Annotated in this window: 28 protein-coding genes and 2 pseudogenes; 12 read left to right on the top strand and 18 right to left on the bottom strand. The window is 40.1% G+C overall.

The window, feature by feature from the left end; all coding sequences use genetic code 11:
* Window positions 1-69: 69 nt before the first annotated feature.
* A pseudogene (locus tag ACIQCE_RS08785) lies at window positions 70-939 on the bottom strand (cache domain-containing protein); the annotation flags it as partial.
* Window positions 940-1277: 338 nt separating this feature from the next.
* Here ACIQCE_RS08785 and ACIQCE_RS08780 point away from each other — a divergent pair.
* A complete protein-coding gene (locus ACIQCE_RS08780; protein ID WP_400494438.1) occupies window positions 1278-2018 on the top strand; it encodes a protein-glutamine gamma-glutamyltransferase in 741 nt (246 codons plus the stop codon).
* On the opposite strand, the pseudogene ACIQCE_RS08775 reads toward ACIQCE_RS08780, so the two are convergent.
* The 6 genes and pseudogenes from ACIQCE_RS08775 to ACIQCE_RS08750 form a co-directional block, all read right to left on the bottom strand.
* A pseudogene (locus ACIQCE_RS08775) lies at window positions 1995-2289 on the bottom strand (hypothetical protein). The gene ACIQCE_RS08780 and the pseudogene ACIQCE_RS08775 overlap by 24 nt on opposite strands.
* Window positions 2234-2380: a hypothetical protein gene (locus ACIQCE_RS08770; RefSeq protein ID WP_400494504.1), complete on the bottom strand. Its 147-nt coding sequence runs from the start codon at window positions 2378-2380 to the stop codon at window positions 2234-2236. The pseudogene ACIQCE_RS08775 and the gene ACIQCE_RS08770 overlap by 56 nt, the downstream one beginning before the upstream one ends.
* A 134-nt stretch (window positions 2381-2514) precedes the next feature.
* A complete protein-coding gene (locus ACIQCE_RS08765; protein WP_400494437.1) occupies window positions 2515-2916 on the bottom strand; it encodes a secondary thiamine-phosphate synthase enzyme YjbQ in 402 nt (133 codons plus the stop codon).
* Between the two features lie 132 nt (window positions 2917-3048).
* A complete protein-coding gene (locus ACIQCE_RS08760) occupies window positions 3049-4341 on the bottom strand; it encodes a hemolysin family protein (RefSeq protein WP_400494436.1) in 1293 nt (430 codons plus the stop codon).
* Between the two features lie 47 nt (window positions 4342-4388).
* On the bottom strand, window positions 4389-5063 hold the full coding sequence (locus tag ACIQCE_RS08755; protein WP_353856708.1) for a zinc metallopeptidase: 675 nt from the start codon (window positions 5061-5063) through the stop codon (window positions 4389-4391).
* Window positions 5064-5143: 80 nt separating this feature from the next.
* On the bottom strand, window positions 5144-5368 hold the full coding sequence (locus tag ACIQCE_RS08750; RefSeq protein WP_400494435.1) for a YuzI family membrane protein: 225 nt from the start codon (window positions 5366-5368) through the stop codon (window positions 5144-5146).
* Between the two features lie 125 nt (window positions 5369-5493).
* Between ACIQCE_RS08750 and ACIQCE_RS08745 the strand changes: the two genes are divergently transcribed.
* Window positions 5494-6480 carry a potassium channel family protein gene (locus ACIQCE_RS08745; RefSeq protein ID WP_400494434.1) on the top strand — a complete coding sequence of 329 codons (987 nt, stop codon included), beginning with the start codon at window positions 5494-5496 and terminating at the stop codon, window positions 6478-6480.
* On the opposite strand, the gene ACIQCE_RS08740 is transcribed toward ACIQCE_RS08745, so the two are convergent.
* From ACIQCE_RS08740 to ACIQCE_RS08725, 4 genes are all read right to left on the bottom strand, one after another.
* A complete protein-coding gene (locus tag ACIQCE_RS08740; RefSeq protein ID WP_353854717.1) occupies window positions 6477-6878 on the bottom strand; it encodes a YugN-like family protein in 402 nt (133 codons plus the stop codon). The genes ACIQCE_RS08745 and ACIQCE_RS08740 overlap by 4 nt on opposite strands.
* A 29-nt stretch (window positions 6879-6907) precedes the next feature.
* A complete protein-coding gene (locus ACIQCE_RS08735) occupies window positions 6908-7126 on the bottom strand; it encodes a spore germination protein (RefSeq protein ID WP_400494433.1) in 219 nt (72 codons plus the stop codon).
* Between the two features lie 115 nt (window positions 7127-7241).
* Window positions 7242-8597 carry a glucose-6-phosphate isomerase gene (locus tag ACIQCE_RS08730; RefSeq protein WP_400494432.1) on the bottom strand — a complete coding sequence of 452 codons (1356 nt, stop codon included), beginning with the start codon at window positions 8595-8597 and terminating at the stop codon, window positions 7242-7244.
* A gap of 125 nt (window positions 8598-8722) precedes the next feature.
* The gene (locus ACIQCE_RS08725; RefSeq protein ID WP_400494431.1) at window positions 8723-9886 is read right to left on the bottom strand and encodes an iron-containing alcohol dehydrogenase; all 1164 of its coding nucleotides are present in this window, start codon (window positions 9884-9886) and stop codon (window positions 8723-8725) included.
* 145 nt (window positions 9887-10031) lie between these two features.
* Here ACIQCE_RS08725 and ACIQCE_RS08720 point away from each other — a divergent pair, with 145 nt between their 5' ends.
* Window positions 10032-10265, top strand: coding sequence for a DUF378 domain-containing protein (locus ACIQCE_RS08720; RefSeq protein WP_353854713.1), 234 nt, complete (start codon window positions 10032-10034; stop codon window positions 10263-10265).
* 67 nt (window positions 10266-10332) lie between these two features.
* On the opposite strand, the gene yugI is transcribed toward ACIQCE_RS08720, so the two are convergent.
* From yugI to ACIQCE_RS08705, 3 genes are all read right to left on the bottom strand, one after another.
* Window positions 10333-10725, bottom strand: a complete 393-nt coding sequence (gene yugI / locus ACIQCE_RS08715; protein ID WP_400494430.1) for a S1 domain-containing post-transcriptional regulator GSP13 — start codon at window positions 10723-10725, stop codon at window positions 10333-10335.
* A 198-nt stretch (window positions 10726-10923) separates the two neighbouring features.
* Window positions 10924-12117 (bottom strand): aminotransferase, encoded by a 1194-nt coding sequence (locus tag ACIQCE_RS08710; RefSeq protein ID WP_400494429.1) that lies wholly within the window; start codon window positions 12115-12117, stop codon window positions 10924-10926.
* A complete protein-coding gene (locus ACIQCE_RS08705) occupies window positions 12118-12618 on the bottom strand; it encodes an Lrp/AsnC family transcriptional regulator (RefSeq protein ID WP_353854710.1) in 501 nt (166 codons plus the stop codon).
* A gap of 179 nt (window positions 12619-12797) precedes the next feature.
* Here ACIQCE_RS08705 and ACIQCE_RS08700 point away from each other — a divergent pair, with 179 nt between their 5' ends.
* On the top strand, window positions 12798-13622 hold the full coding sequence (locus ACIQCE_RS08700) for an alpha/beta fold hydrolase (protein WP_400494428.1): 825 nt from the start codon (window positions 12798-12800) through the stop codon (window positions 13620-13622).
* Here ACIQCE_RS08700 and ACIQCE_RS08695 read toward each other — a convergent pair.
* A complete protein-coding gene (locus tag ACIQCE_RS08695) occupies window positions 13619-13879 on the bottom strand; it encodes a DUF1871 family protein (RefSeq protein WP_400494427.1) in 261 nt (86 codons plus the stop codon). The two genes, ACIQCE_RS08700 and ACIQCE_RS08695, sit on opposite strands and share 4 nt — an antisense overlap.
* 83 nt (window positions 13880-13962) lie before the next feature.
* Between ACIQCE_RS08695 and ACIQCE_RS08690 the strand changes: the two genes are divergently transcribed.
* Together ACIQCE_RS08690 and ACIQCE_RS08685 are read left to right on the top strand one after the other, a co-directional pair.
* The gene (locus ACIQCE_RS08690) at window positions 13963-15129 is read left to right on the top strand and encodes a MalY/PatB family protein (protein ID WP_400494426.1); all 1167 of its coding nucleotides are present in this window, start codon (window positions 13963-13965) and stop codon (window positions 15127-15129) included.
* Between the two features lie 314 nt (window positions 15130-15443).
* The gene (locus ACIQCE_RS08685) at window positions 15444-16736 is read left to right on the top strand and encodes an ATP-binding protein (protein WP_400494425.1); all 1293 of its coding nucleotides are present in this window, start codon (window positions 15444-15446) and stop codon (window positions 16734-16736) included.
* Here the strand turns inward: ACIQCE_RS08685 and ACIQCE_RS08680 are convergent, their stop codons facing one another.
* Window positions 16737-16916, bottom strand: coding sequence for a hypothetical protein (locus ACIQCE_RS08680; RefSeq protein WP_353854705.1), 180 nt, complete (start codon window positions 16914-16916; stop codon window positions 16737-16739).
* A gap of 91 nt (window positions 16917-17007) precedes the next feature.
* Between ACIQCE_RS08680 and kapB the strand changes: the two genes are divergently transcribed.
* Window positions 17008-17400 (top strand): kinase-associated lipoprotein KapB, encoded by a 393-nt coding sequence (gene kapB / locus ACIQCE_RS08675; RefSeq protein WP_400494424.1) that lies wholly within the window; start codon window positions 17008-17010, stop codon window positions 17398-17400.
* Here the strand turns inward: kapB and kapD are convergent.
* Window positions 17397-18014, bottom strand: coding sequence for a 3'-5' exonuclease KapD (gene kapD / locus ACIQCE_RS08670; protein ID WP_353854703.1), 618 nt, complete (start codon window positions 18012-18014; stop codon window positions 17397-17399). The two genes, kapB and kapD, sit on opposite strands and share 4 nt — an antisense overlap.
* A gap of 152 nt (window positions 18015-18166) precedes the next feature.
* Here kapD and ACIQCE_RS08665 point away from each other — a divergent pair, with 152 nt between their 5' ends.
* From ACIQCE_RS08665 to ACIQCE_RS08655, 3 genes are all read left to right on the top strand, one after another.
* Complete coding sequence (locus ACIQCE_RS08665; protein ID WP_400494499.1) at window positions 18167-19411, top strand: MFS transporter; 1245 nt, start codon at window positions 18167-18169, stop codon at window positions 19409-19411.
* A gap of 108 nt (window positions 19412-19519) precedes the next feature.
* On the top strand, window positions 19520-21421 hold the full coding sequence (locus ACIQCE_RS08660) for a transglycosylase domain-containing protein (protein ID WP_400494423.1): 1902 nt from the start codon (window positions 19520-19522) through the stop codon (window positions 21419-21421).
* 20 nt (window positions 21422-21441) lie between these two features.
* Complete coding sequence (locus ACIQCE_RS08655; RefSeq protein WP_400494422.1) at window positions 21442-21852, top strand: thiol-disulfide oxidoreductase DCC family protein; 411 nt, start codon at window positions 21442-21444, stop codon at window positions 21850-21852.
* 39 nt (window positions 21853-21891) lie between these two features.
* Here ACIQCE_RS08655 and ACIQCE_RS08650 read toward each other — a convergent pair whose 3' ends face one another.
* Window positions 21892-22449, bottom strand: a complete 558-nt coding sequence (locus ACIQCE_RS08650) for a YufK family protein (protein ID WP_353854700.1) — start codon at window positions 22447-22449, stop codon at window positions 21892-21894.
* Window positions 22450-22635: 186 nt separating this feature from the next.
* On the opposite strand from ACIQCE_RS08650, the gene malK reads away from it, so the two are divergent.
* Together malK and ACIQCE_RS08640 are read left to right on the top strand one after the other, a co-directional pair.
* Window positions 22636-24234, top strand: coding sequence for a malate sensor histidine kinase MalK (gene malK / locus ACIQCE_RS08645; RefSeq protein ID WP_400494421.1), 1599 nt, complete (start codon window positions 22636-22638; stop codon window positions 24232-24234).
* Window positions 24227-24934 (top strand): response regulator, encoded by a 708-nt coding sequence (locus ACIQCE_RS08640; protein WP_400494420.1) that lies wholly within the window; start codon window positions 24227-24229, stop codon window positions 24932-24934. The genes malK and ACIQCE_RS08640 overlap by 8 nt, the downstream gene beginning before the upstream one ends.
* The last annotated feature ends 86 nt before the right edge of the window (window positions 24935-25020 follow it).

Here is a 25020-nt window from a genome sequence, read left to right as displayed (position 1 = left end):
CAGTTCCTCAGAAGCTGAGGCAACATTGTCTACAGATTGTTGAACTGCACGAATTACTTCGCGGAGCGACTCACTCATCTTACTAAAGCTTCTTGTCAAATCGCCTATTTCATCTTTAGATTTTGTTTCAAGTGTTTCGGTTAAGTCACCTTCACTCACTTTGTTTGAGAAATCAACAAGCTTTCTAAGCCCAATTGTAATGGATCGAACGATGAAGAAGATGGCGACGCCACCAAGTATAAATGAAGTAATTAAAAGAATAATGGCAGAATTCCAAACTGGCTGTGCTGCTTCTTCCGTTTCAGATACATACATCGTTCCAGCAATTTTCCAACCTGTTAAATCATTCGTGACAAAAACGAGACGCTTTTGCTTTCCCTTATTCTCATAAGTAGCTGTGCCTTCTTTATTGCTATAAAGGATTGATGCAATATTTTTGGTAACTTGTGAGCCCGATTTCTCCTCTGGATGAGCCACAAATTGTTTATTTTTATTCGCAATAACCGGATATCCTTCTCGTCCTATCTTCATTTCCTTTATTTTATCGACAATGTCCTGAACGTCTATATCGATACCGATAGCACCTGAGCCATCCTTTAATCGTTGAGCGATGGTTACGACCATGCCTTTGGTTGTGGCAGAAATGTATGGATTGGTGACGATAGGCTTGCCTGTTTCATTCTGCATGGCTTGCTTATACCAATCTCGTGTGGTGGGGTCATAGCCTTTTGGCATTTTCACTTCAGGATACTGTACGAAATCGCCTTTATTACTTCCTATATAGAACCCGACAACATCATCTTCATTGATTTTGCTATATATCTCAAAATGCTCATAAAGTTCATGTTTATTTTTCTTCTTTTTAAGGTCTTTAGCAGATGACGTTTCGGTAAAAAGTTTCACTGCCTTTTCTTTGTTCAAAAGCTTTTGTTGAATCATGTCATTCAGGTCATTTACTCTTGCTTTCGCTCCAAACATCATTTCGTGATCTAATTCTTGTTTTGCAATCTGATATGAAATCGTACTAAGTGTGATGATTGGTAAGGCAAGAACAAGTGTAAATGAAATAATCAGCCTCTTTGAGATCGATGGTTTTTTCAACCATTTTATTACACTTTTCATGTTTTTCCTCCTTTTAGACGTTACGTTTTATATCGGACAGTTTCATATTATTTTCATATTTTCAAATAAAAAGGATGTCTTTTTGTTTATTTCCACAAATTGATTCCTTGCCCAAGCATCACGCATACGCTAATAAAAAAGGAGGCGCTTTTGATATGATTATCCTTTCAGGACAGCCAGTGACAAATGATCAACTGGCATCGTTTCAGCTAGAGGGACAGAAGCGGATCATTTTAATGCAATTGCAAGCCTCGAATGATACTTTTCGTTACAGGCAAGCATCTGATTTATTATTTGAAGTGACATTGAGATCGAACATTATGAATGCTGCAAGAGATTTGCATAAAAGTGGTGCCTCATTTGCCGTCTTTCAGCGATCTCGCGCAAATGAGGCATTTTGGCGTGTCTCAGAGGCGGGAGCACTAGAGTTACGCTATCAAGTCGAGCCATCCAGAGGCATAAAAGATATTTTTGAAAATGGGTCAAAATATGCCTTTGAATGCGCAACGGCCATTGTCATCGTTTTTTATATGGGGGTACTGCAAACTATAGGAGATGAGAAGTTTAACCTGAGGTTGCGTACTTTAACGTTGTATGATTGGCATTATGATACATTGTCCATTTATACAGAACGAGGAAATGATTTTATTTATGGGGACTGTTTATATTTCGAAAATCCAGAGTTTAGCTATCAGCAGTCTCAATGGCGCGGGGAAAATGTCATCTACTTAGGAGAAGATCAATATTACGGGCATGGGCTTGGTATTTTAACCGCCGCAGAAATAATAGACAAATTAAACAGCAAAAGGCGCCCAGGTGCTGTTCAATCCGCTTATTTACTGCCGCAGACTACCCGAATGGATGTGATTTACTTAAGGCAAATGTTCGGCAGCTAAAAAAGGCCTCTTGTCTAAATGTGATGACAAGGGGCCTTTGTATGCCTTGCGTTTGTGATAAGCTTGGGAGTGTGCCAAGCATCGTATTCGCTAGAATCTCCATTTTTTCTAGATCGTTTCTTGTGACCGGAGGGTCGTGCTGGCTCCATTTCACGTAACGCACGAAATAGTAGTGACGAATGGGGGAAAGGACGGCAGGAGAGTGCGGAAAATCATCAAATACAAATTCGATTTGTCCTTTTTTCAATATGATTGTTTTTAAGATATCCATCATTTAAAATTGATGCCGGAGCAAGCTGATTCATCATGTCTTTTACGGTTAAGATGGAGTGAATACGGTCAACGCCCTGTTCTTCAAACAACAATGCTCCTTCTTTTGTTGCCACAGTTCCTATGAAGATAATCCAAATGTATAATGGGCACCTGCTCCTCCTGCCATTGGGGCTTGAATCATTTTATAATGAATTCTTAGTAAGGATTTCAGTTCCCCCATCTCTTACTCGTTTGGTGACACTTGTACATAAAAGTGGCGATGTCTCGGTCCGTCAAATTCACAGAAGTAAATTCCCTGCCATGTTCCAAGCACAAGATCACCGTTATTGATGAGAACATGCTGAGATGCACCCATATAACTAGCCTTCATGTGAGAAGCTGTATTTCCCTCCTTGTGACGGTCCTTTGGATGTTCCCATGGAAATACTTCATCAAGCCGACGTAGCATATCTCGTTTCACATCTGGATCAGCATTTTCATTGATGGTAATGCCTGCTGTTGTATGAGGACAGTAGACAATGACTGTACCATCCTTTACCCCCGTTTCTCGCACATATTGACGTACCTCGCGAGTAACGTCTATCATGTCATCGCGTCTGTCTGTTTGTAAATCGATTTTTTTCATATGAGCTGCTCCTTTTTGTCGTTTCTATCAAACCATACCCTTTTTATGTGAAAAAAATCACTGACAATAGGCAAAAATGAATCCCCCATCTAAAGTTTATCAAGTAAAAAAACCTCGTCAACCGTACGAGGTTTATGAAAAATGAACTTTTTTCACTTCGATGGTACGAATATGATGGTCTTCTGCATCTACAATTTTAAACTCACAGCCCTCTTCCTCGATGACATCTCCAACGTCAAAATCAATTTTATGTGTCATCATCCAGCCGGCAATCGTATCGACATCATCATTCTCGATGGCTAAACCCAATAAATCGTTGACCTCATCTATCAATGCTTTTCCATCCATTACATAGTGGAAATCACCTTTTTTGACGATATGCGGTGTTTCATCTTGATCATATTCATCACGAATTTCACCGACAATCTCCTCTAAAATATCCTCTACTGTGACGAGTCCGGCTGTGCCACCATATTCATCCACAAGCACTGACATGTGAATCCGTTCTTTTTGCATGAAAATGAGTAATTCTTGAACAGGTGTGCTCTCAATCACCCGAATCACAGGACGCATCAAATCTTCAATTGACACTTCTTGATGCAGGAAGCTTGCTTTAAATACATCTTTGCTATTGATCACACCGACAACATGATCTTTGTCTTCTTTAATCACTGGATAGCGTGTGTACCTTTCATTCAACATATAATGGGTCACATCCTCAAGTGATTGCTCAATCTCTACAGCTGAGATTTCTGTGCGAGGGATCATGATCTCTCGCGCCACTCGGTTATCGAATTCAAATATTTTATTTACATACTTGTATTCAGATTGGTTAATTTCACCCTTCTCATAGCTTTCAGACAATATCAGGCGCAATTCTTCCTCACTGATCGCTACTTCATGTTCTTTGACGGAGTGAAAACCAAATAATTTCACAATCCCACTTGCAGCACCATTCAGTGCTTTAATAAAAGGGTACATGATTTTGTAGAAAAAAATCAGCGGTTTCGCTGTCATGAGACTGACGGCCTCTGCCTTTTGAATGGCAATGGTTTTAGGCGCCAGCTCACCTACTACAACATGTAAAAAGGTAATAAACACAAACGCCATGATAAAAGATAAGATGTCTGTCAATGCCGAATGAATCTCTAGCTTTTCAAAAAGCGGATGCAGGAAATGTTCAACGGTTGGCTCACCTAACCACCCTAAACCTAATGCCGTGATGGTAATGCCAAGTTGGCAGGCGGATAAGTATTCATCGAGATTGGATATTAGCTTTTGAACATGAATGGCCCTCTTGTCACCGCTCTCAATGAGCTGATTGATTTTTGAGCCTCTAATTTTTACAATCGCAAATTCAGTGACAACAAAGAATGCTGTCGCAGCAATGAGTAATATGACTAAAAAAACATTTAAAATATACAAAAAAACCCTCACCTGTAATTGGTAAGGGCTCACCTCCTTGGCATCAATTAATCATTACGACCATTCAGGAAGATCATTACAAATCGAAGCAATTCAAACAGCGAAACAAGCGCCGCCGCTACATAAGTAAGAGCTGCAGCATTCAATACTTTATTTACGCCTCTTTCTTCACTACTTCTAATGATTCCTTCTGAAACAATCATATCTTTTGCACGAGAACTTGCATTAAACTCAACAGGCAATGTCACAAGCTGAAAGAATACAGCTGCTGAGAACAAAATAATCCCAAGCCCGATTAAGTTAAGGCTGCCAAGCAATAATCCACCAAGGAAAAGAAGCGGGGCGACACCAGATGCAAAGTTCACTACAGGGAAGATTTTATGCCTCAAGACAAGCGCACCATAGGATTCCTGATGCTGCAAGGCATGTCCAACTTCGTGTGATGCCACTGAAATGGCCGAAATCGAGTGACCATAATACACAGGTTCAGATAAACGAACCACACGTTGCGTCGGATCGTAATGATCAGTCAAAGTTCCTCTTACCGGTTCAACAGGTACATCGTATAACCCGTTGCGATCTAAAATATATCGAGCGGTTTCAGCACCTGTTTTCATACTGGATGCTTCGACCTTTGAATACTTTTCAAAATTATTCTTCACTTTAAATTGTGCCCAAAACGACAATCCCAATGCGGCAAATGTTAGAAAATAAAAAAACAGCATGCTCATCAGCTTCCTTTTATTTTATATATTTATTTACAATTTTAATGACTTTTATGTTACGTGTACAGCAAAAAGCACTAGGTCTTTTTAAGTGGAATGACCACTCCAATGAAAAAGAAGAAAATGCCTAAACATGCCGTATAAAAAGTCATTGTGCCATACAACTCTTGAAAAAAGTTTACCCACGAGAATTCACTTGCGAAGTGATTCACAGCATTTAAATCAAACACGAATAAGATGACGGCGGATGACAACAAGTGTGCGCCGATAAAAAGAAGTATGGTCTTTTGAACGAATGACATTCGAACTCCCTCCTTCTCCCCTCTTATTTTAAGATATGGTGTCAGTTTCCATACATGACGAAGATGAAAAAACTTTTCATTAATCGGGCATACTGACATTAGTTGTCTTTGAAAGGAAGAGTTCAATGAAATCAAATCGTCTATTTATCGCTTGGCTGAGATGGCCTCTTTATCTTCGTATTGCCATCATCATTTGTTTCTTACTTCTCTTCTTTGGTCATTTGATTGTCTTACTTGAACCAAAGCAGTATCATACAATCTTTGACGGAATCTGGTGGGCATTAATTACTGTTTCTACTGTTGGGTACGGTGATTTTGTACCGCAAACCATGGCTGGACAAGTTGCTGGGATGGCCCTTATTTTAATTGGAGCAAGCTTTGTCACAGCGTACTTCGCCACGCTTGCCGCAGCTGTATTTAGCAAGCAGCACCATTACGTAGAGGGGAAGGTGACGTTTAAGGGGAAAGGACACCTCATTATCATCGGCTGGAATGAGAAAACCAATAAACTGCTCCAATCCTTTCAAACCATTGATCCAGCGATGCCTATTGTCCTTATTGATGACTCTTTGAAAGAAGGACCACTTCTAGATAATGTCCATTTTATTAAAGGACATGGGACAGAAGATGCAACGCTTCGCAAGGCCAATATTATGGATGCAGATACATTGATGATTACCGCAGATCAACATGAAAATGAACTAACGGCAGATATGCAAAGTGTCTTAACCTTACTTGCAGCAAAAGGACTGAATCCTTCCTTATATTGTTTGATTGAAATATTAACAGACCGTTACGTGAAAAATGCTGAACGTGCTGGTGCAAATCAAGTCATTCACACTTCTGATGCGGTGAATCATTTAATGGTTGAGAATTTTCTTTTAAAGGAACAGCTTATGTCCTTAACGAAAAAGCGAAAAATGACGCTACATAAAAACGTCACCATCTTTCCTGTGCCATCTGCGTTAGTCGGTGAAACTTTTTTAACAGTGCTCCATCACTTCTTAGAACATCATGTGATCATTGTTGGCATACAAAAAAAAGAAGGACCCATGATGAATCCTCCTTTTGGATATGAGCTTCATCCAGAGGATGAGCTGATTTCCCTTTAAAGAAGCGCGTCTTCCAATTCCTTTACTAATGAAAAACCTATCTCCGCATAGACCTTTGAAACATCTCCATCTTTCTCTTTAGGTTCTTGGAATTGGTTAAATGATGCTCCTACATTGCCAACCATTGCATGGTCATCTAATTGATCCTGATACACATGCTTTAAGAGGAACGGATGCCCTATTTTGACAACAACGCCTGGTTGATCAAGCTGACCTTTCTCGGCTGTAAATGGAACCCTGAGAAACGTGTAGCCTTCACGGTTATCAATTTTATAATCAAAATACCCGTGATCATAATCCCAATTCCCATTAATGACATAGCCGAGCGGCTTCATTATTTCTTCCAAATGGTAGAGCGAAAAGCTTTCACCTGTCAGCTTGGATGGTACATGAATCATATGGAACCCTCCTTTTTTTATAGGGTTCGTTAAACCAAGGATTTCATACATCTGCCCCGTTTGATTTGGACATTGTTTCTAAAAGCAGCATCAATTAAGCTCTGCCCAGATAATTGACTGAATTCATACGCACTATCTGCACCTGCTGTATCTTTCACGACACTCTTTGGACAAATCCGGCCGACATTCCCAAAGTTGACGATGGCCTGCCCAGAGATTTGTTGAATATAGATGTGATTTGTTGTCATAAACCTTTCACCCTCCTCTATCTATTCTATGTATAATACGAGTGAAGGCTTAGACAGAACCATTAGAAAACAAAAAGGGCAACCCTTTTTCAAATAAAGGGTTGCCCTTTTGTTCTTATGATTGTTTTAGACGGCTTTCAAGCTCTGCCTTTTTCTCTTCAAAACCTGGTTTTCCTAATAAAGCAAACATGTTAACCTTATAAGCCTCTACGCCAGGCTGATCAAATGGATTCACACCCAATAGATAACCAGACATCGCACATGCTTTCTCGAAGAAATATACGAGATATCCGAATGTATAGGCATCCATTTCAGGAATCGTCACAATGAGATTCGGTACTTTTCCATCTGTATGGGCAAGCATTGTCCCTTCAAATGCCTTCTTATTCACGAAATCTACCGTTTTTCCTGCTAGATAGTTTAACCCATCTAGGTCTTGTTCTTCTGCTTCAATGACAAGTTCATGTCGAGGCTTGTCAACATTCACAATCGTTTCAAACAAGTCTCTTCTTCCCTCTTGGACATATTGCCCAAGTGAATGGAGGTCCGTTGAGAAGTTAGCAGATGAAGGGTAGATGCCTTTTTCGTCTTTTCCTTCACTTTCGCCGAATAATTGTTTCCACCATTCTGCGAAATACTGTAATCCTGGCTCATAATTAATCAGCATTTCAATGGTTCTGCCTTTATTGTAAAGGACATTACGGACAACAGCATATTGGTAAGCAGCATTCTCTGACAGCTCAGAGGAAGAGAAGTCATCGCTTGCTTTGGCAGCACCTTCCATCATTTGATCAATGTCTGCACCGCTCACAGCGATTGGCAATAGACCGACTGCCGTTAAGACTGAATAGCGTCCACCCACATCATCAGGGATGATAAATGATTCGTATCCTTCTTCGTTTGCTAATGTTTTCAGTGCACCACGCGCTTTGTCAGTTGTCGCATAAATACGTTTTTTCGCTTCTTCAGCACCATATTTCTCAATGAGGAGCTTTTTAAAGATGCGGAACGCAATGGCTGGCTCTGTTGTTGTTCCAGATTTTGAAATCACGTTGATCGAGAAATCTGCATCTTCCAGCAGATCCATCACATCTGTTAAATAAGATGAGCTAATGTTGTTTCCAATGAAAATGATTTGTGGTGTCTTGCGTTTGCCTTTTGGTAAAGTGTTATAGAAAGAATGGTTCAAAAATTCAATCGCCGCACGTGCGCCAAGATAAGAACCGCCGATTCCGACAACGAGCAGGACATCAGAGTCAGCCTTAATCTTTTCTGCACTTTTTTTAATGCGGGCAAATTCTTCGCGATCATATTGCTTCGGTAAGTCGATCCAGCCTAAATAATCACTGCCTGCACCCGTTTGCTCATGAAGATTATGATGGGCGACCTTCACAAAATCTTTTAAATATGTAAGTTCATGTTCTTGAAAGAAAGGTAACGCTTTCGAGTAGTCAAATTGAATATGTGTCATCGCTTGTAAGCCCTCCATTACGTTAATTCTGTCCCTTTCACTTTAGCGGAACTGGCTATTGAAATCAAGTGATCGTCACTGCTACATCAAAAGCCGCTTCTCTTGATGAGAAGCGGCAAATGGCGTTATAAAGAAGCGTTCAAAATCGCAAGGACATCCTCTTTGTTTAGCTTTTTAAACTGACCAAATTCACCACGTGCCATTGCACGATCAGCGATTAAATCAATTTTTTCATCATTGATGTCATAATCAGCTAAACGGCTTGGTGCACCTAAACTTTTCCAAAATGCTGACAGTTTATCAATACCTTCTAATCCTACTTCTTCATCTGATTTGCCTGCAGGATCCACATCAAATACACGCACAGCTAGTTGCTTAAAGCGAGCTGGGTTTTCTTGAATAACATGCTTCATCCAGTTCGGGAACAAGATCGCAAGTCCGCCTGCATGAGGGATATCATATACAGCAGATACAGCATGCTCAATATTATGAGATGCCCAGTCACCACGTGCACCCATTGAAAGCATTCCATTTAATGCGATTGTACCAGTGAATAATATCGTTTCACGGAGCTCATAGTTCTCAAGGTCGTTGATCAACTTCGGTGCAGTTTCAATCACTGTACGAAGAAGTCCTTCACACATGCGATCTTGATACAGCGTGTTTTCCGTGTGGTGAAAGTATTGTTCAAATACGTGTGACATCATATCCACCATTCCATAGATGGTATGGTTTTTTGGCACAGTGAATGTATTGACTGGATCAAGAATTGAGAATTTAGGGAATACTGCTGGACTTCCCCAGCCATACTTCTCATTTGTTTCCCAGTTTGTAATCACAGAGCCTGAGTTCATTTCAGAGCCTGTTGCTGCAAGGGTTAAGACCGTACCAAATGGAATGGCTTCCATTGGGATATGTTTTCTAGTCACAATATCCCAAGCATCTCCATCGTACTTCGCACCAGCTGCGATGGCTTTTGTGGCATCAATCACACTTCCGCCACCTACTGCCAAAATAAAGTCGATGTTATTCTTTCTACACAGTTCAACACCTTTTCTCACAGTTGTTAAGCGCGGGTTAGGTTCAACACCTGCAAGCTCAATGACAGTAGCACCTGATTCATTCAAGAGTCGGGTCACTTGATCGTAAAGACCGTTTCGTTTAATGCTACCTCCACCATATACAAGCAATACGTTTTTTCCATAATGTTTAAGTTCATCTGAAAGGGCTGCAACTTCTCCCTTTCCAAAAATTAATTTTGTTGGGTTCCAATAAGTAAATCGATCCATTCGATCTCCTCCTCGGGCTACATTATGCGCCTCATTCATTCCAAAAGTAAAGTAATTTGCTTTATTCAATTTTTCTTATGCATATTTTGGCTAAAAACCTGCAAAATATAAATGTATTGATGCTGTAGCGAAAGGAGGAATCACGATGAGCGCTATTCAGCGTATTGCCCTCGTGCTCACGATTATCGGTGCTATTAACTGGGGACTAATCGGCTTTTTTCAATTTGACTTAGTAGCAGCGATCTTTGGCGGTCAAGATTCTGCATTGTCGCGTATTATTTATGGTCTTGTTGGAATCGCAGGTCTTGTCAACCTTGGTCTATTGTTTAAGCCAAGTGAAGAAGTTGTTCGTGACGAGCCGAAACCAGAGGTTCGTTAATTGAAAAAGGCATAAAAAAAGCTGCCTCATCATGGCAGCCTAGGCACCGGTTTTATACGGTGCTTTTTTATTTCTTAATTAAGTCTTTACGGTTAGATTGCTCAATCCACTCTTCAAGTTTGTCTTTAAGTGTATTGAACCCTTGTGGTGCAGTAGCATCGTCTTTCACTTGCTGTGGTCTTTGTTTCTTTGGTTTGCTTTCCTTTCTTTCAGGTGCTTCTTGTGTTGCACGGATAGAAAGACTGATTTTACCAGCTTTTTCATCAACAGAAAGGACTTTCACTTGTACTTCATCACCAATTGAAAGGTGCTCGTTGATGTCTTTTACAAAGCCGTGTGTTACTTCTGAAATGTGCACAAGTCCTTGGGTTTCTTCATCTAATGCAACAAACGCACCATACGCTTGTAATCCTGTTACTTTACCAGTGTAAACACTGCCTACTTCAAACTTTGTCGCCATGATAACAACTCCTAAATAAATGTTTTAATAATCGTTTATACGCAATTAAAAACTATATCATAGAACGGACAGTTAAGCAAAATATTTTTTAAAGGAGTTTATTGTGCATCAAAAGGGGGAATACCTGAAAACAAGAATGCTTTCTAGTATTCCCCCCTAATTTGAAAGGCATGAATCCAGATGGATTGATGTCTTTTTTTATTTTAAAATGGCAGGTGTTTCTTGCTTTAATTGTCGATTCTGTAGGAAACGCTGGATCCTTGAAAGTGACTCCTGAAGATGATCAAGTGACGAAGCGTACGAACAGCGAATATGCCCTTCACCACTTGGACCGAACACATTCCCTGGCACAACTGCTACTTTTTCGCTCAGCAGCAGTTCCTCAGCAAATTGTTCTGAGGACATGCCTGTGCTTTTTATGGACGGAAAGGCATAAAACGCTCCGTTTGGCTGATGACATGTCAGGCCCAGTTCATTGAGGGAGCCGACAAATAAATTACGGCGTCTTCTGTAGCTTTTTTTCATTTTCTCTACATCTTCAAGTCCATTTTTCAATGCTTCTTCTGCAGCGTATTGTGCCATGGCCGGGGCACACATCATTGAATATTGGTGTATTTTCAGCATGGCATCGCGCAAGTCAGGTGGTGCTGCGACATACCCTAAGCGCCAGCCCGTCATCGCAAACCCTTTTGAGAAGCCTGAAATCAAGATGGTTCTTTCTTTCATATCCTGAATAGCTGCAACGCTTGTAAAAGATTCATCATACGTCAGTTCTGCATAAATCTCATCTGTAATTATTAAGAGATCATGCTCTTTTGCAAATCGGGCAATGTCTTCGAGCTCTTCCTTCGTGTAGACAGAACCTGTTGGATTTGACGGAGAGCATAGTAAAATGGCTTTTGTCTTGGATGAAAGCTTCTTTTGAAAATCAGCAGAATCCGCTTTAAAATCCTTCTCAGCCGACGTACTTAAATAGACAGGCACCCCGCCTGCAAGTGTCGTTAAAGCTCCGTATGCAACAAAGCAAGGCTCTGGAATGATCACTTCATCTTCCCTGTTTAAAATCGCCCGAAAAGCTAAATCAAGGGCTTGGCTTCCACCCACTGTAATGATGAGTTCTTCTTCTGGACTGTAATCAACATGAAACCGCTTGTATAAATAGTGGCTTAGTTCTTTTCGAAGGGATAACAAGCCTGCATTTGCCGTATAGGAAGTCAATCCTTGTTCTAATGATAGAATACTCGCTTCCCTGACATTCCAAGCTGTTACGAAATCCGGCTCACCAACACCAAGGGAAATAACCCCTTCCATCGTTGCTGCCAGATCAAAGAATTTTCGAATACCTGACGGCTGAATGCTTTGTACCGTTTCAGATAGATAAGACTTTTTCATTTAAGGAGACACCACGATTCTCTTGTCATCGTCCCCTGTTTCAAACACTTTCCCATCATGTTTATATTTTTTCAAAATGAAGTGGGTGGTTGTTGATACAACGGAATCGAGTGTCGATAGTTTTTCTGAAACAAACCGAGCAATATCAGACATGGATCTTCCACGAATCACAACAGATAGATCATAAACACCTGACATTAAATAAACAGATTCCACTTCTTGAAATCGGTAAATTCGTTCTGCAATTTCATCAAAGCCAACGCCTCTTTTAGGTGTTACTTTGACATCAATCATAGCTGTGACGCCTTCATGTCCGTCTACTTTTCGCCAATCAATCATAGTCGAATAATCTATGATAACCTTTTGATCTTCTAGCTTTTGAATAATGGCTTCGGCTTCTTCTGTGGTCACGCCTGCCATTTTAGCAATCGTATTTAAATCGGCGCGACTGTTTTCATCTAAAATCTCTAATATTTCCGTTTCTTTTTCTGTTAGTTTCATTTGATTTCACACCTCTAAATGTAAAAAGCTAGTTTTAAAAAATCTTCTGAACATTATAGCACGTTTTTCCCTTTATGCTAAGCAGGAAAAAGATTCAATTCGTAGCTTAAAATCCACTTTTTAGGGTACAATACAGTCACTTAAACAGACAGTGAGTATCAAGTATCGGAGTGATGAGTGTGGACATTGTTCAGCCAGCTTATATGAAAAGTAAATTCGGTTTAGACATCTATTATGAGCATTATCAACATGAGGGAAAAAAGACATTGATTTTAATTCACGGTCTCTTCTCTTCTACCTTCAGCTATCGTAAGCTCATCCCGCTTCTTAAAAAGGATTTCAATTTAATTGCGGTTGATCTGCCTCCATTTGGGCAATCGGAGAAGTCCAATACGTTTATTTACAGTTATCGCAACATGGGGAAAATTATCATCGAATTAGCCGCTTACTTGCAAATTCAGCATGCCATTCTCGTCGGTCATTCGATGGGAGGGCAGGTCGCTTTATATGCTGCATCTGAGCGCCCAGACCTCTTTGAGAAGGCGGTTCTTTTATGCAGCTCTGGGTATTTGAATAAATCAAAGAGATCGCTTGTTTACAGCACATATATTCCTTATTTTTATTTAATTCTCAAAAGAAAGCTTTTAAAGCAAGGCATTATGAAAAATTTAACTGCTGTTGTTCACGATCATTCCATTATTGACCAAGAGATGATTGACGGATATTTAAAGCCTTTTTCTGATGATAAAATCTTTAGAGGACTTTTGCGTTTGGTTCGTCATAGAGAAGGTGATTTGCCGTCAGATGTACTGAAGAAGTTAGAGACACCTGTCTTACTGATTTGGGGCGTAGAGGATCGGATCATTCCCCTTCAAATTGGGGAGAGATTGCACAAAGATTTGCCGTATTCAACATTTCATGTATTAAAAAAAACTGGGCACCTCATTCCAGAAGAAAACCCAGTCTTTGTTTCTGATAAAATTGGTGATTTCAGTCTATCTTAGCGTGAGCAGGAACGGCGATCTCTTATCACAAAAAGTTGATTTGCGATATCTTGACAGCTCTCGATTGGAAGAAGCTGATCAAATGAATGGTTGTAAATGGTTTGAATCTCTTTCGCAAGAGTTACTCGGTCCTTTGCGTCATATAATGCTCCGATGACGTCTGCGGGCTCCGTTTCATAAAAGTCTTCTCCATAATGAAAAGGATCCCATGTTTTAATGATCTGAATCATCTCTTCAACAGCTTGACTATCTTTCATGGGTATCACCGCTTATAATAAATTTTGTAATATTTATTTTAGCACAACCAACATTGGTTGAAAAACGGCTAGAGGTGGGTTTCATGAATTTCGACGAACAGATTATACGTAAAGGTTCAAAATCAGTGAAATGGGATCAAGCAGAGTCTTTGTTCCTGACAACAGATGCGCTCCCTATGTGGGTGGCAGATATGGATTTTAGAGCGCCGCAAGTCGTACTGGATGCATTAAAGGAACGATTAGATCACGGCGTGTTTGGCTATGCATTTCAGGATCAAGATACACAGCAGGCAGTGGCCGGCTGGCTAAAGAGAAGACATGGATGGACGATTCAGACAGAATCTGTTACATTCACGCCAGGTATCGTGACAGCACTTAGTTTAGCTGTCCAAGCCTTTACATCACCGAATGATGAGGTGGTCATCCAGTCGCCAGTTTATACCCCTTTTTATCAGATGATTGAGAGAAATAGACGTATTGTCTCAACTAATCCATTAAAAATAGAAAACGAACGTTACGTGATGGACTTTGAAGACTTAGAGAAAAAACTCAGCAGACCACAAGCAAAGCTAATGTTCCTTTGTCATCCACACAATCCATCTGGAAGAGCTTGGTCGAAGGAAGAGCTGAAGCGAGTAGGAGAGCTTTGTGTGCAGTATGGCGTTACGGTTGTTTCAGATGAGATTCATTCTGATCTGATGCTTTACGGCAATCAACATGTCCCTTTTGCTAGTCTGTCTGATGAGATTGCGAAAATGACTGTAACTTGTATTGCACCGAGCAAAACATTTAATTTAGCTGGATTGCAGGCATCTGCCATTATTATTTTTGATGAAGAAAGAAGAACCCTTTTCACCAATGAATTGCAGCGTAACGGGCTGTCAAAACTGAATGCATTTGCCATTCCAGCGATGGAAGCCGCCTATCGGCATGGAGATGAGTGGCTCGATTCACTTGTTCCCTATCTTGAGAGCAACTTAAAAATGGCGATGGAATACGTCGATGAACATCTTCCAAATATGCGTTATATGAAACCAGATGCTTCTTATTTATTGTGGCTGGATATACGTGATTACGGATTCACTCAGGCAGAACTGAAAAGGAACTTATTAAAAAAGGGGAAGATCATATTAGAATTAGGGCATGTGTATGGACATGAAGGGGAAGGTTTTATTAGGATGAATCTCGGTTGTCCTGCTTCAACTGCAAAAGAAGGACTGAAGCGACTCCATCAAGCGTTCACCCTTTAAACTAAATAAGACCAATTCTACAGAAAGAACATTCTAGCTCATCGTTGTCTGATCTTGAGCGCTGGTGATCACGAATGTTTCACTCGCTCCGCACAAATAGCGCGGGTGTTTCTAGACTTCAAGGGGTTTCAAACCACGTTGATAAGATGACAAAGGGGTTAAAATAAACTTCATTTTAGCCTCTTTGTGAACAATATGAGAACATCCTAGCGGGTGTTCTTTTTAAAGAAAAAACCATCCTTTTATGATATCTACTTTGTACATGAAATGATATAATGAGAGGAATTACAATTATTTACGAGGAGAGCATTTAAATGGAAATGTTCAAGGATTTTTTGCTCCATGTTTCTTTTATTCTATTTCCAATCTTTTTATATCATGTGCTATGGCTAAACCGGACCCCTGCTCATTTCCCGAAAACGAATAAACTGCTCATCACAATATTTGCATCTATCTCTTCAGCGCTTTGTATTATATATCCAGTAGGTTCGATTTTAGATTTGCAGACTGGGCTTCAATCAATTCCTCTTGTGCTTGCCATTTTATACGGTGGGTATACCGCTGGAATCGTGGCGATATTGATCAGCTCAATCGTAAAATTCGTGATGTACGGCTCCTTCTTATGGATCGGACTTATCGTTGTACCAATGTACTTTTTCATCCCTTTTCTGTTCTACCGAAAATGGTGGCAATATCCTAGGATGAAAAAGCTGATATATGGTGTGCTCATCGGTCTATCCAAAGGCATATTTATTTACATTGGGTTGCTTGTGGCCAGCTTAATGGAATATAGTCCAGCATTTATTATGCAGCAAAAATTCCTTGAGTTATTTTTCTCAACTCTTTACTACATTTTCGTTCTCGTACTCAGTATATATACAATTGAATTCATCAAAGAAAACGCCCAAATGAGAACACAGCTCGTCCAATCAGAGAAGCTGACAATTGTGAGTGAACTCGCTGCAAGTGTCGCCCATGAAGTGCGCAACCCGCTTACGGTCGTTAGAGGATTTATTCAATTGCTTTTTTCAAGCGAAAATGCGAAAGAGCAATCGACCAATAAAGATTATAAAAACCTTGTCCTTTCTGAATTAGACCGTGCGCAAGACATTATTACGAGTTATCTTGACATTGCCAAACAAAACTATTATCAAATTGAATCTTTGAACCTATCTCAATTGCTAGAAGAATGCGCATCCTTGATGACATCATATGCCAACTTTAAATCGGTCACCATTCATCAATCGATTGAACCGGACTTATATATCCAAGGTGATGAAACCAAGATGAAACAAGTCTTGATTAATTTAATCAAAAATGGTATTGAAGCAGCACCAGAACATGAAGGGAAAATTGAACTCTTTGCTTCTAAAGAGAATCATAAAATATGCCTTTGTTTCATAGATAACGGTGTAGGGATGACAGAAAACCAAATGAAAAAGCTTGGCGAACCTTATTACACCTTGAAAAACAAAGGAACTGGACTTGGGCTGACAGTGACTTTTTCAATTATCGAAAATCACCATGGAACGATTCGTTTCAAAAGCTCCTTACATTCTGGTACAACAGTCACCGTAAAATTTCCTGAAGATACAAGAAGAAAATGATCAATCCATTTTTTTTGTCCATTTTTCATCCTTTTGCTCCTGCTTCTTAGAAGCACGAACGATGAGACGAAAACAAATAAATGCAGCAATAAAGAAAAGCACCGTTGTGATCGCCGCAGGGATGTACTCCCTTTTATCTTCAGGAAAATACAGTAGAAAGAGTGCGATGAACGTAATCATCCGCAATTCCCCCCTTTTATTGGTTTACTTCACTATATTGGCGAAAAAAAATGAAATACCTTCCTATGAGAAGGAAATGGAGGAATTTCACATGACAGACATTCAAATCGGACAAATTGTGAAAGGATTTTACAAAACAGGTGTATACATTGGGGAAGTGACAGCAGTGAAACAATCGACCTTTCTCGTTCAAGTAAAAGCAGTCCTTACTCATCCCACCCAAGGTGACCTTCATCACCCTAAACAAGCAGAAGTGCCTTTTTTCCAAGAGAGACGAGCTTTGGCATTTAGAGAACAAACAAATATTCCTCACCATATGGTCAAGCCGTATAATGGCGAAATTCCTGACTATCAAGTGTCACTGAAAGAAGCTGTAGAAAAATTAAAAAAATCGCTCAGCGCAGATGATTCTGAATGGGCTAAAAAATCGAGAGCTTGCCTTTCTTCCCTTGAGAAAGACTATTTTCCAGAAGACGCTCGCTAATCCGTCGAATCAAAAAAATGAGAGAAATCGATGAGTTCACCAATTTTGGTTGTTTGCGGATTTTCTACATAGGCTCTGTCTTTTTCAAATAGTGTAAATAGCTGATAAGTTGTCATGGCATCATCTAGTGCTTTATGGTGCTTACCAGCTCCTTCACTTCCGTATTCCTTCGCCGCTGTTCTAAGTCCTGTCAGTGTTCTGTCACCAAAAAAAGTTTTATATTCAAAGGCCAAATCCCGTAGATTTCCCTTAAATGGAAATGCAATATGATTGAGCATACAGTTTTGCTTCAGCACTTTCATATCCATATTCCCCCAAGTGATCACATCACAGTCTTCTCCTCCATCAAGTGACATGAGCGTTTCAATAAACGCCTCAAATGTAATCCCGCTTTCCACATCTTGCTGCGTAATTCCGAGAAAAGATTTACAACGCTTCGTCAGTTTCGGAAATTTTTTCGGTTTGACATAACTTGAGAAGGTATCTACGATGTTTTCACTCGTTGCTTTCACGACACCAGCCTCAATAATTTCAGGGAAAAAATTTTGCGGATGATACTTTCCGTCAGGCATCGTAAATTCAAAATCGACCACAAGCAGCGTCTTCTGTTCCAACAGTTTCACCTCCCTTTCTCGGCTGTTTTTCATCTCTGATACTATTATATTAAGACGGACTTTGAAATCACTTCAATTTCGTGAAAATAATGCAGATTCACTATGCCCAACCTATTCATCAGATGAAAGATCGTTTACTTTCCTTTATAATTATTAAGGAACACGAAATAAATAAAGAAGGTGGTTTTATCACAAACAGAAAGAAAAACTTATACATCATGTGGTTTGTGAACTTTTTCGTATCTGCCAGCATCACAATGATCGTTCCTTTTTTATCACTATACATAGCGTCTCTTGATAGTAGCTATTCTAATGAATTTGTCCAAAGATGGAGCGGCTACGTCTTTGGGGTCACGTTTTTAACAGCCTTTCTTATTTCTCCTATTTGGGGGCGGATTGGAGACCGGCATGGCTACAAAAAGATTTTATTAATCAATGGAATTGGGATTGCGACAAGTATTCTATTTATGGGACTTGTTCAAACCGTTTACCAGCTATTTGCGCTTCGGCTATTCATGGGGCTTGTGACAGGCTTCATTTCCACTTCTATGGCGCTTATCTCTGCTCAAACCGAAAAGGCAACTGCTGGGAAAACACTTGGGACAATGCAGATGAGCAATGTCGCCGGAGGGCTGTTCGGTCCATTAATGGGCGGCTTGATGGCAGACAGCGTCGGATTCATTTATACGTTTTTTTTAACAGCTACTGTGATTTATCTATCAGCCATCGTGATTATCATCGGTGTCAAAGAACAACCGATCCAATCTAAAGAAGCAAAGCGCATCGCTTACTCACGTAAGGACGTACTCGCTCATATTTTGAAACAGCCTTTGCTTGTTGTCACTATGCTATTGACATTCATTACACAAGTGGGGAACTTTAGCATTCAACCGCTTTTAGCCCTGTACATTCATGATTTACACGGTTCAGAAAATCTCGCCTTTTTTGCGGGTCTGGCGTTTTCCGCTACAGGGCTTGGAAATCTGCTGTTTACACGAAAGTGGGGAGATCTTGGAGATCGAATTGGACATGATAAAGTGCTGCTTGCACTCCTCATCTTCTCTTCGATCTTATTTATCCCCCAAGCGCTAGCTGATTCCTATGGCATGCTAGTTATATTCCGTTTTCTATACGGGATGGCACTAGGCGGAATTATTCCATGTACAACGGCGTACATACGAATCAAAGCACCTGCATCTATGCAAGGTGAAGTACTCGGATATAACGTAAGCTTCCGTTTTCTTGGGAATGTGGTTGGTCCAGTCATTGGCGGGATTGTAGCAAGTCATTACGGAATTCCAGCAGTCTTTTATGTAACCGCCGTTATTTTTCTTTTTGGTGCGTTATTTTTGTGGGCAGTCCGCTATCATTCAAAAACAAAAGAAAGGAGTGTCTGATGATCAATCAGATGCTCTTTTTTCATGCTTGTCCCGCCTATTCTCTAGGCTTCACGCCCATTCTTTTCTAAAAATAACCTTCTCGTATCCGCAAAAGAATGGTACGATATGGCTAGAAATCTGAAGAAAGTGAGTGACCTCATGTTTCGTGCAATCATTGGTTGGTTATTACTTGCTGCCCTCATCCCATTATTTGTTCTTACTTTTTATTTATCAAAGGAAGAAGCTGCAAGTGTAAAACCTGTTAACAAAGTGCTTGATCAAAAAATCAAGCTAGAAAAGATAAATTTTGCCCAAAACAGTTACATGTATGATCGGGATGGTTCTCTTATATCAGAAATCGTATCTAACGATGAGAACCGCATTTTCGTCACATATGATAAAATTCCTGATCCTGTAAAGGAACTTTTCCTTCGCTCAGAGGACCGCAACTTTTATGATCATAAAGGCATCGACTTTATGGGGGTTGTTCGTGCCCTTGTAGCAAATGTCAAAAACCATGGTATCAGCCAAGGAGCAAGTACCATCACACAGCAGTTGGCCCGTAACCTATATTTAAGCCATGAGCGTTCCTTTAGTCGGAAGTTGACAGAGTTGCTCTATTCTTATGAACTAGAGCGGAAATTCACAAAAAATGAAATTCTCGAAAGCTATTTAAATACGATTTATTTCAGCAACGGTGTTTACGGTGTCGGGTCTGCCGCCGATTATTATTTTGATCAACCGCTTAGTTCCTTGTCGCTTGCACAGATGGCGTTTATATGTGCCATTCCAAACAATCCGACTCTTTATGATCCACTGAAACAATTCAACCATACAAAGAAACGCCAAGAACGACTGCTCGGTATTTTGAAAAAAGATGGTGTCATCACCAATAAACAATACAAAAAGGCCATCAAAGAAAAAATCAACTTGTCTTTAAGTCAAAAGAAAAATCTCTACCCTGACTATGTGACATATGCAAATGAAGAATTCACAGATCTTGTGTCAGATCAAGAAGGCTTTACAAAACGATTAAATAAAGCCAAAACAACTGAAGAGAAAAAAGCGATTCAAAAGGAATTATCTGAAAAGGTCAGTACCCTGCTTCAAGATGGCGTGAAGATTTATACAGCGCTTCTTCCTTCCTTGCAGCAAAGAGCTGTCTATCAGTTGAATGCTCAATTACCATATCAAGGTGTTGAAGGAGGAGCAGCCGTCATCAATCATCAGACCCATCAAATTGTGGCACTTGCTGGGGGGAAAAACTATCAAAAATTTGATTTCAACTATGCCTTTCAAGCGCAAAGACAGCCTGGGTCTGCAATTAAGCCGCTTTTAGATTATGGACCTTATATCGACCAAACCGGCGCCACAGCCTCAAGCACAATCAGTGCTGGGAAGTTTTGCAACAGCGGATACTGCCCGCAAAACTATAATCACAAAACCTATGGAACGGTCACACTTGAAACAGCCTTTAAGAATTCTTATAATACACCTGCTATCCGCATGCTGGATACTGTCGGTGTAAAAAAAGGATTCAGCTATTTAGAAAAATTTTCGTTCAAGCATATTGTGGCGGATGATTACCGTCTCCCTTCAGCACTTGGAGGATTTACGAAAGGATTCTCACCGCTTGAAATAACCGATGCGTATACGGTCTTTGGCAATCAAGGTTCCTACACGCAAAGCCATTCCATTACAAAGGTCACAGACTTAAATGGAAAAACGCTTTACAAGTGGAAAGAATCACCGAAGCAAGTGTATTCTCCGCGTACAAATGAAACGATGCGCAAGCTGCTTGCATCTGTTGTGAAAAGCGGTACAGGTAAAAAAGCCAATTTCCATTCTCCTTATATTGGCGGAAAGACTGGTACATCGAATGACTACAAAGACATTTGGTTTGTTGGACTAACAGATCAATACACGATGGGTGTATGGGTCGGAAGAGATAGAGGAAGCGTTGAATCCATTTATCATTCAAGTCCTCACTTACGCATTTGGAAAAATACGATGCAATACGCCAGATAAAGATAGGGGGTTTGATTGCAATGAATGCCACTTTTCCAACCCATTTAATTTTATTTGATGGTGTCTGTCATATATGTAGCGGTGCTGTTCAGTTTGTGATCAAACACGATCCGAATGAACGCATGATGTTTGCTTCCCTTCAATCTGATATCGGACAACTCATCTTAAAAGAACATGGTTTGCCAATCAATCAGTTCGATTCATTCATTTATATCGAAGAAGGAACCCTTTACAAGAAATCAACGGGCGTCTTAAAAGCGGCACGACATTTAAAGGGTATTTATCAGTGGAGCTATTTGCTCCTCGCTATTCCTCGACCGATTCGTGATTGGATTTATCAGCTAATCGCCAAAAATCGATACAAATGGTTTGGTCAAAGAACTTCTTGTATGGTACCTACACCAAATATAAAAAAACGGTTTCTCACATAAAAAAGAGCATCCTCCGTTTTGGAGGATGCTTTCGTCTGTTTAAGAAGGAAGACTTGCCATCACACTGTTATAAAGCTTCATAAATAAGTACAAGATTCCGATCAAAAATGTGGCCCAAAACAAAATAATAAACATCATAAAACCAATTAAATTCCACATGGACAGCGATTGATAAATTCGGACCACAACCCAAATGAAATAGACAAGACTTGCCACAACAAAGAGCCCTACAAGTAAGATAAGCTGCTGTGTGAAAATAAAAGCAAGTAAACTTGCAAACAAATAAACGAGTGATGAAATCCGGATTTTCTTTAAGTTCTCCCCTTCAGGATCTCTCGCAAAAAAGAGTAAAGACAACTCTAAGATCGTATCAGCAATGAGTTTTAAAGCAGATAATATCATAAAATAAACGAGTGCGAATGCGGCAAATAAAGCGAGACGAATACCCTGTTCTGAAAAGAATTCCAGCATTCCTTTTAAAATACCCGCTTGTGTCAACAAATCCGTGGTGATACCTACAGTAAAAATTGAAAATGCAGAGCTGAATAGTAAAATTGATATCAGTGGAAAATATCCAGTTAAGTATGTATTTTTCATAAATAAATCCTTTCTCATAAGCTCACATTTATTATGGCTCACTTAAAACCGATTGACAAGATGCTTTCCAAGTAAACTGGAATGGAAAGCAAATTTTCGATTTTGTACGCGCATTCCTTCACAAACTAACACTTTCCCGTTAAAGTAATACTATTGACTACAAAATCGAGCGTTAGGGGTATACTCGTGAAAAAAAATTTAAGACTGCAAACAAGGCTGACCCTCTTTGTCTGTATCGTTGTTTTGATCTCCTTGTGTATTACATTCTTTACGATATGGTCTGAAACAGCCAAGAACATTCATCAGCAGGAGCGTAACATTGCCCTCTCCACGGCCAAAATAGTCGCGGAAGCACCTATCACTGCCGAATCATTAGAAAAACATTCATATACAGCGCTACGTAAATATACAACGAGTGTCCAGCACATTACCAAAACCGAATTCGTTGTCGTCATGGATATGAAAGGCATCCGCAAAACACATCCGAATCCGCAAAAAATCGGAAAACGTTTTGCTGGCGGCGATGAGAAAGCAGCATTACAAGGAAAAGAACACATTAGCACCGCATCTGGAACACTTGGAAAATCAATGCGTGCTTTTGTACCTGTTTATAATCGAGATGGGAAACAGCTTGGTGCGGTAGCAGTAGGGATTACGTTAAAAGAAATTGACTTGATTATTCATCAGAGCTTACTTCCGCTCTATTTCGTCACATCCATTAGTCTCCTATTTGGAATTGTGGGGGCACTCATTGTGGCACGAAAAGTAAAAAAGATTATGTTTGGGCTGGAGCCAGATGAAATTGCGACATTACTAAAAGAACGAAGCGCCATGCTAGAATCCACCAAGGAAGGAATCCTTGCAGTCGATCAGCACGGTAAAATTAAGTTGGCAAATGCAGAAGCAAAACGTCTTTTTCATCATATGGGGATCATGGTTGACCCTAGGGAACAAGACGTTCAATCCCTTCTTCCATCAAGCGGATTAAAGCAAGTGATTCAGACGCAAAAGCCGCTTTTGGATCGTGATGTTAGAATGAACGGGCTGGAACTTGTCTTTAACGAGGTCCCGATTACCGTAAAAGGCGAAATTGTCGGTGCCATTGCGACATTCCGTGACAAAACAGAAGTCAAACACCTTGCTGAGCAACTAAGCGGTGTCAAAATGTATGCAAATGCCCTTCGTGCACAATCGCACGAATTTATGAACAAGCTTCATGTCATCTTAGGACTGGTTCAACTCAAAAACTATGATGACCTTGGCACCTATATTAAGGATATTGCAATTTATCAACAAACGGAAACAAACGAAATCATCAATCATGTCAAAAATTCTGTCTTAGCAGGCTTTTTACTAGGAAAACAAAGCTACATTCGAGAGCAAGGGGCTTCCTTAGAAGTCATCTGTAGCACCCAAGTTCCAGAAGCTTGGGACCCAGCGGTGACACATGATCTCATTACAGTCATTGGCAACCTGTTAAACAACGCACTCGATGCCGTTTCTCATACAGACAAAAAAACCATTTCGATTTCATTCCGATTCGTACAAGGACAGCTTCATATCGAAATTACTGACACAGGCGTCGGTCTTACAATAGAAGAACAGCAACTGATGTTTGATCAAGGCTTTTCAACAAAAGGAGAAGACAGAGGATTCGGCCTCTACTTCGTTGATCAGAGCATCAAAAAACTGAACGGACATATGATTGTCACGAGTGAAAAAGGAGAAGGGACGACCTTTAGTCTCCGCATTCCGTATAAACAAAAGGAGGATTCAAATGATTAATGTATTAATAGTAGAAGATGATCCGATGGTTGGGGAGCTGAACAAACGCTACCTCAGCCAAATAGATGGCTTTGAGTTAAAGGGAATTGCGACATCCTTTCAGCAGGCACTCGATTTATTAAAGACAGAAGTCATTCATCTTGTACTTCTCGATATTTATATGCCTGGGCAAAACGGATTGGCACTATTATCAGAAATTCGCCAGCAACATCATCGTGTAGATGTGATTGTGATATCCGCTGCCAATGAAGTGGAGGTCGTTCAACAAACGATGCGAAACGGAGCGGTTGATTATTTAATCAAGCCGTTTGAGTTTGAGCGCTTCCAATCCGCTCTAGCTGACTATAAAAGAAAACATGACCTGTATCAAACCATGAACAGCATCTCACAACATGATTTAGATGCGAAGCTCTTTCATAAAAAAACGGAAGCGGAAAAAGTCCTTCTGCCAAAAGGACTAACCAAAAGTACACTCAAACTCATTTGGACAAGCATTCAATCGTTTGGTCAGCAGGCTTTTACAACAGAAGACCTATCCAATCACACAGAAATATCACAAGTGTCAATTAGAAAATATTTGAAATTCCTTGAGGATATCGAAGTGGTTGATGTAGAAATGGCTTACGGGACAATTGGACGCCCTGTGTTCCAATATAAACTCAATACAAGTAATATGAATCTAATACAGCAATATTTATAATCTACACATCTGACCTTTAAGAAAGGTCAGATGTTTTTTTATGTCATATGATGTGACAACCCCCTTGATATCAATGGTTCCACTGT

It is taken from the genome of Bacillus sp. NPDC093026 (genome assembly GCF_044754665.1).
Classification (GTDB): Bacteria; Bacillota; Bacilli; order Bacillales; family Bacillaceae; genus Bacillus; species Bacillus maqinnsis.
This window is presented reverse-complemented; position numbering and strand designations above follow the sequence as displayed.

Coding starts and splice junctions, on each gene's coding strand:
- ACIQCE_RS08780 (WP_400494438.1), top strand. CDS start 1,278: ATGATTATCCTTTCAGGACAGCCAGTGACAAATGATCAACTGGCATCG.
- ACIQCE_RS08765 (WP_400494437.1), bottom strand. CDS start 2,916: ATGAAAAAAATCGATTTACAAACAGACAGACGCGATGACATGATAGAC.
- ACIQCE_RS08750 (WP_400494435.1), bottom strand. CDS start 5,368: ATGTCATTCGTTCAAAAGACCATACTTCTTTTTATCGGCGCACACTTG.
- ACIQCE_RS08745 (WP_400494434.1), top strand. CDS start 5,494: ATGAAATCAAATCGTCTATTTATCGCTTGGCTGAGATGGCCTCTTTAT.
- ACIQCE_RS08740 (WP_353854717.1), bottom strand. CDS start 6,878: ATGATTCATGTACCATCCAAGCTGACAGGTGAAAGCTTTTCGCTCTAC.
- ACIQCE_RS08735 (WP_400494433.1), bottom strand. CDS start 7,126: ATGACAACAAATCACATCTATATTCAACAAATCTCTGGGCAGGCCATC.
- ACIQCE_RS08730 (WP_400494432.1), bottom strand. CDS start 8,597: ATGACACATATTCAATTTGACTACTCGAAAGCGTTACCTTTCTTTCAA.
- ACIQCE_RS08725 (WP_400494431.1), bottom strand. CDS start 9,886: ATGGATCGATTTACTTATTGGAACCCAACAAAATTAATTTTTGGAAAG.
- ACIQCE_RS08720 (WP_353854713.1), top strand. CDS start 10,032: ATGAGCGCTATTCAGCGTATTGCCCTCGTGCTCACGATTATCGGTGCT.
- yugI (WP_400494430.1), bottom strand. CDS start 10,725: ATGGCGACAAAGTTTGAAGTAGGCAGTGTTTACACTGGTAAAGTAACA.
- ACIQCE_RS08710 (WP_400494429.1), bottom strand. CDS start 12,117: ATGAAAAAGTCTTATCTATCTGAAACGGTACAAAGCATTCAGCCGTCA.
- ACIQCE_RS08705 (WP_353854710.1), bottom strand. CDS start 12,618: ATGAAACTAACAGAAAAAGAAACGGAAATATTAGAGATTTTAGATGAA.
- ACIQCE_RS08695 (WP_400494427.1), bottom strand. CDS start 13,879: ATGAAAGATAGTCAAGCTGTTGAAGAGATGATTCAGATCATTAAAACA.
- ACIQCE_RS08690 (WP_400494426.1), top strand. CDS start 13,963: ATGAATTTCGACGAACAGATTATACGTAAAGGTTCAAAATCAGTGAAA.
- ACIQCE_RS08685 (WP_400494425.1), top strand. CDS start 15,444: ATGGAAATGTTCAAGGATTTTTTGCTCCATGTTTCTTTTATTCTATTT.
- ACIQCE_RS08680 (WP_353854705.1), bottom strand. CDS start 16,916: ATGATTACGTTCATCGCACTCTTTCTACTGTATTTTCCTGAAGATAAA.
- kapB (WP_400494424.1), top strand. CDS start 17,008: ATGACAGACATTCAAATCGGACAAATTGTGAAAGGATTTTACAAAACA.
- ACIQCE_RS08660 (WP_400494423.1), top strand. CDS start 19,520: ATGGCTAGAAATCTGAAGAAAGTGAGTGACCTCATGTTTCGTGCAATC.
- ACIQCE_RS08655 (WP_400494422.1), top strand. CDS start 21,442: ATGAATGCCACTTTTCCAACCCATTTAATTTTATTTGATGGTGTCTGT.
- ACIQCE_RS08650 (WP_353854700.1), bottom strand. CDS start 22,449: ATGAAAAATACATACTTAACTGGATATTTTCCACTGATATCAATTTTA.
- ACIQCE_RS08640 (WP_400494420.1), top strand. CDS start 24,227: ATGATTAATGTATTAATAGTAGAAGATGATCCGATGGTTGGGGAGCTG.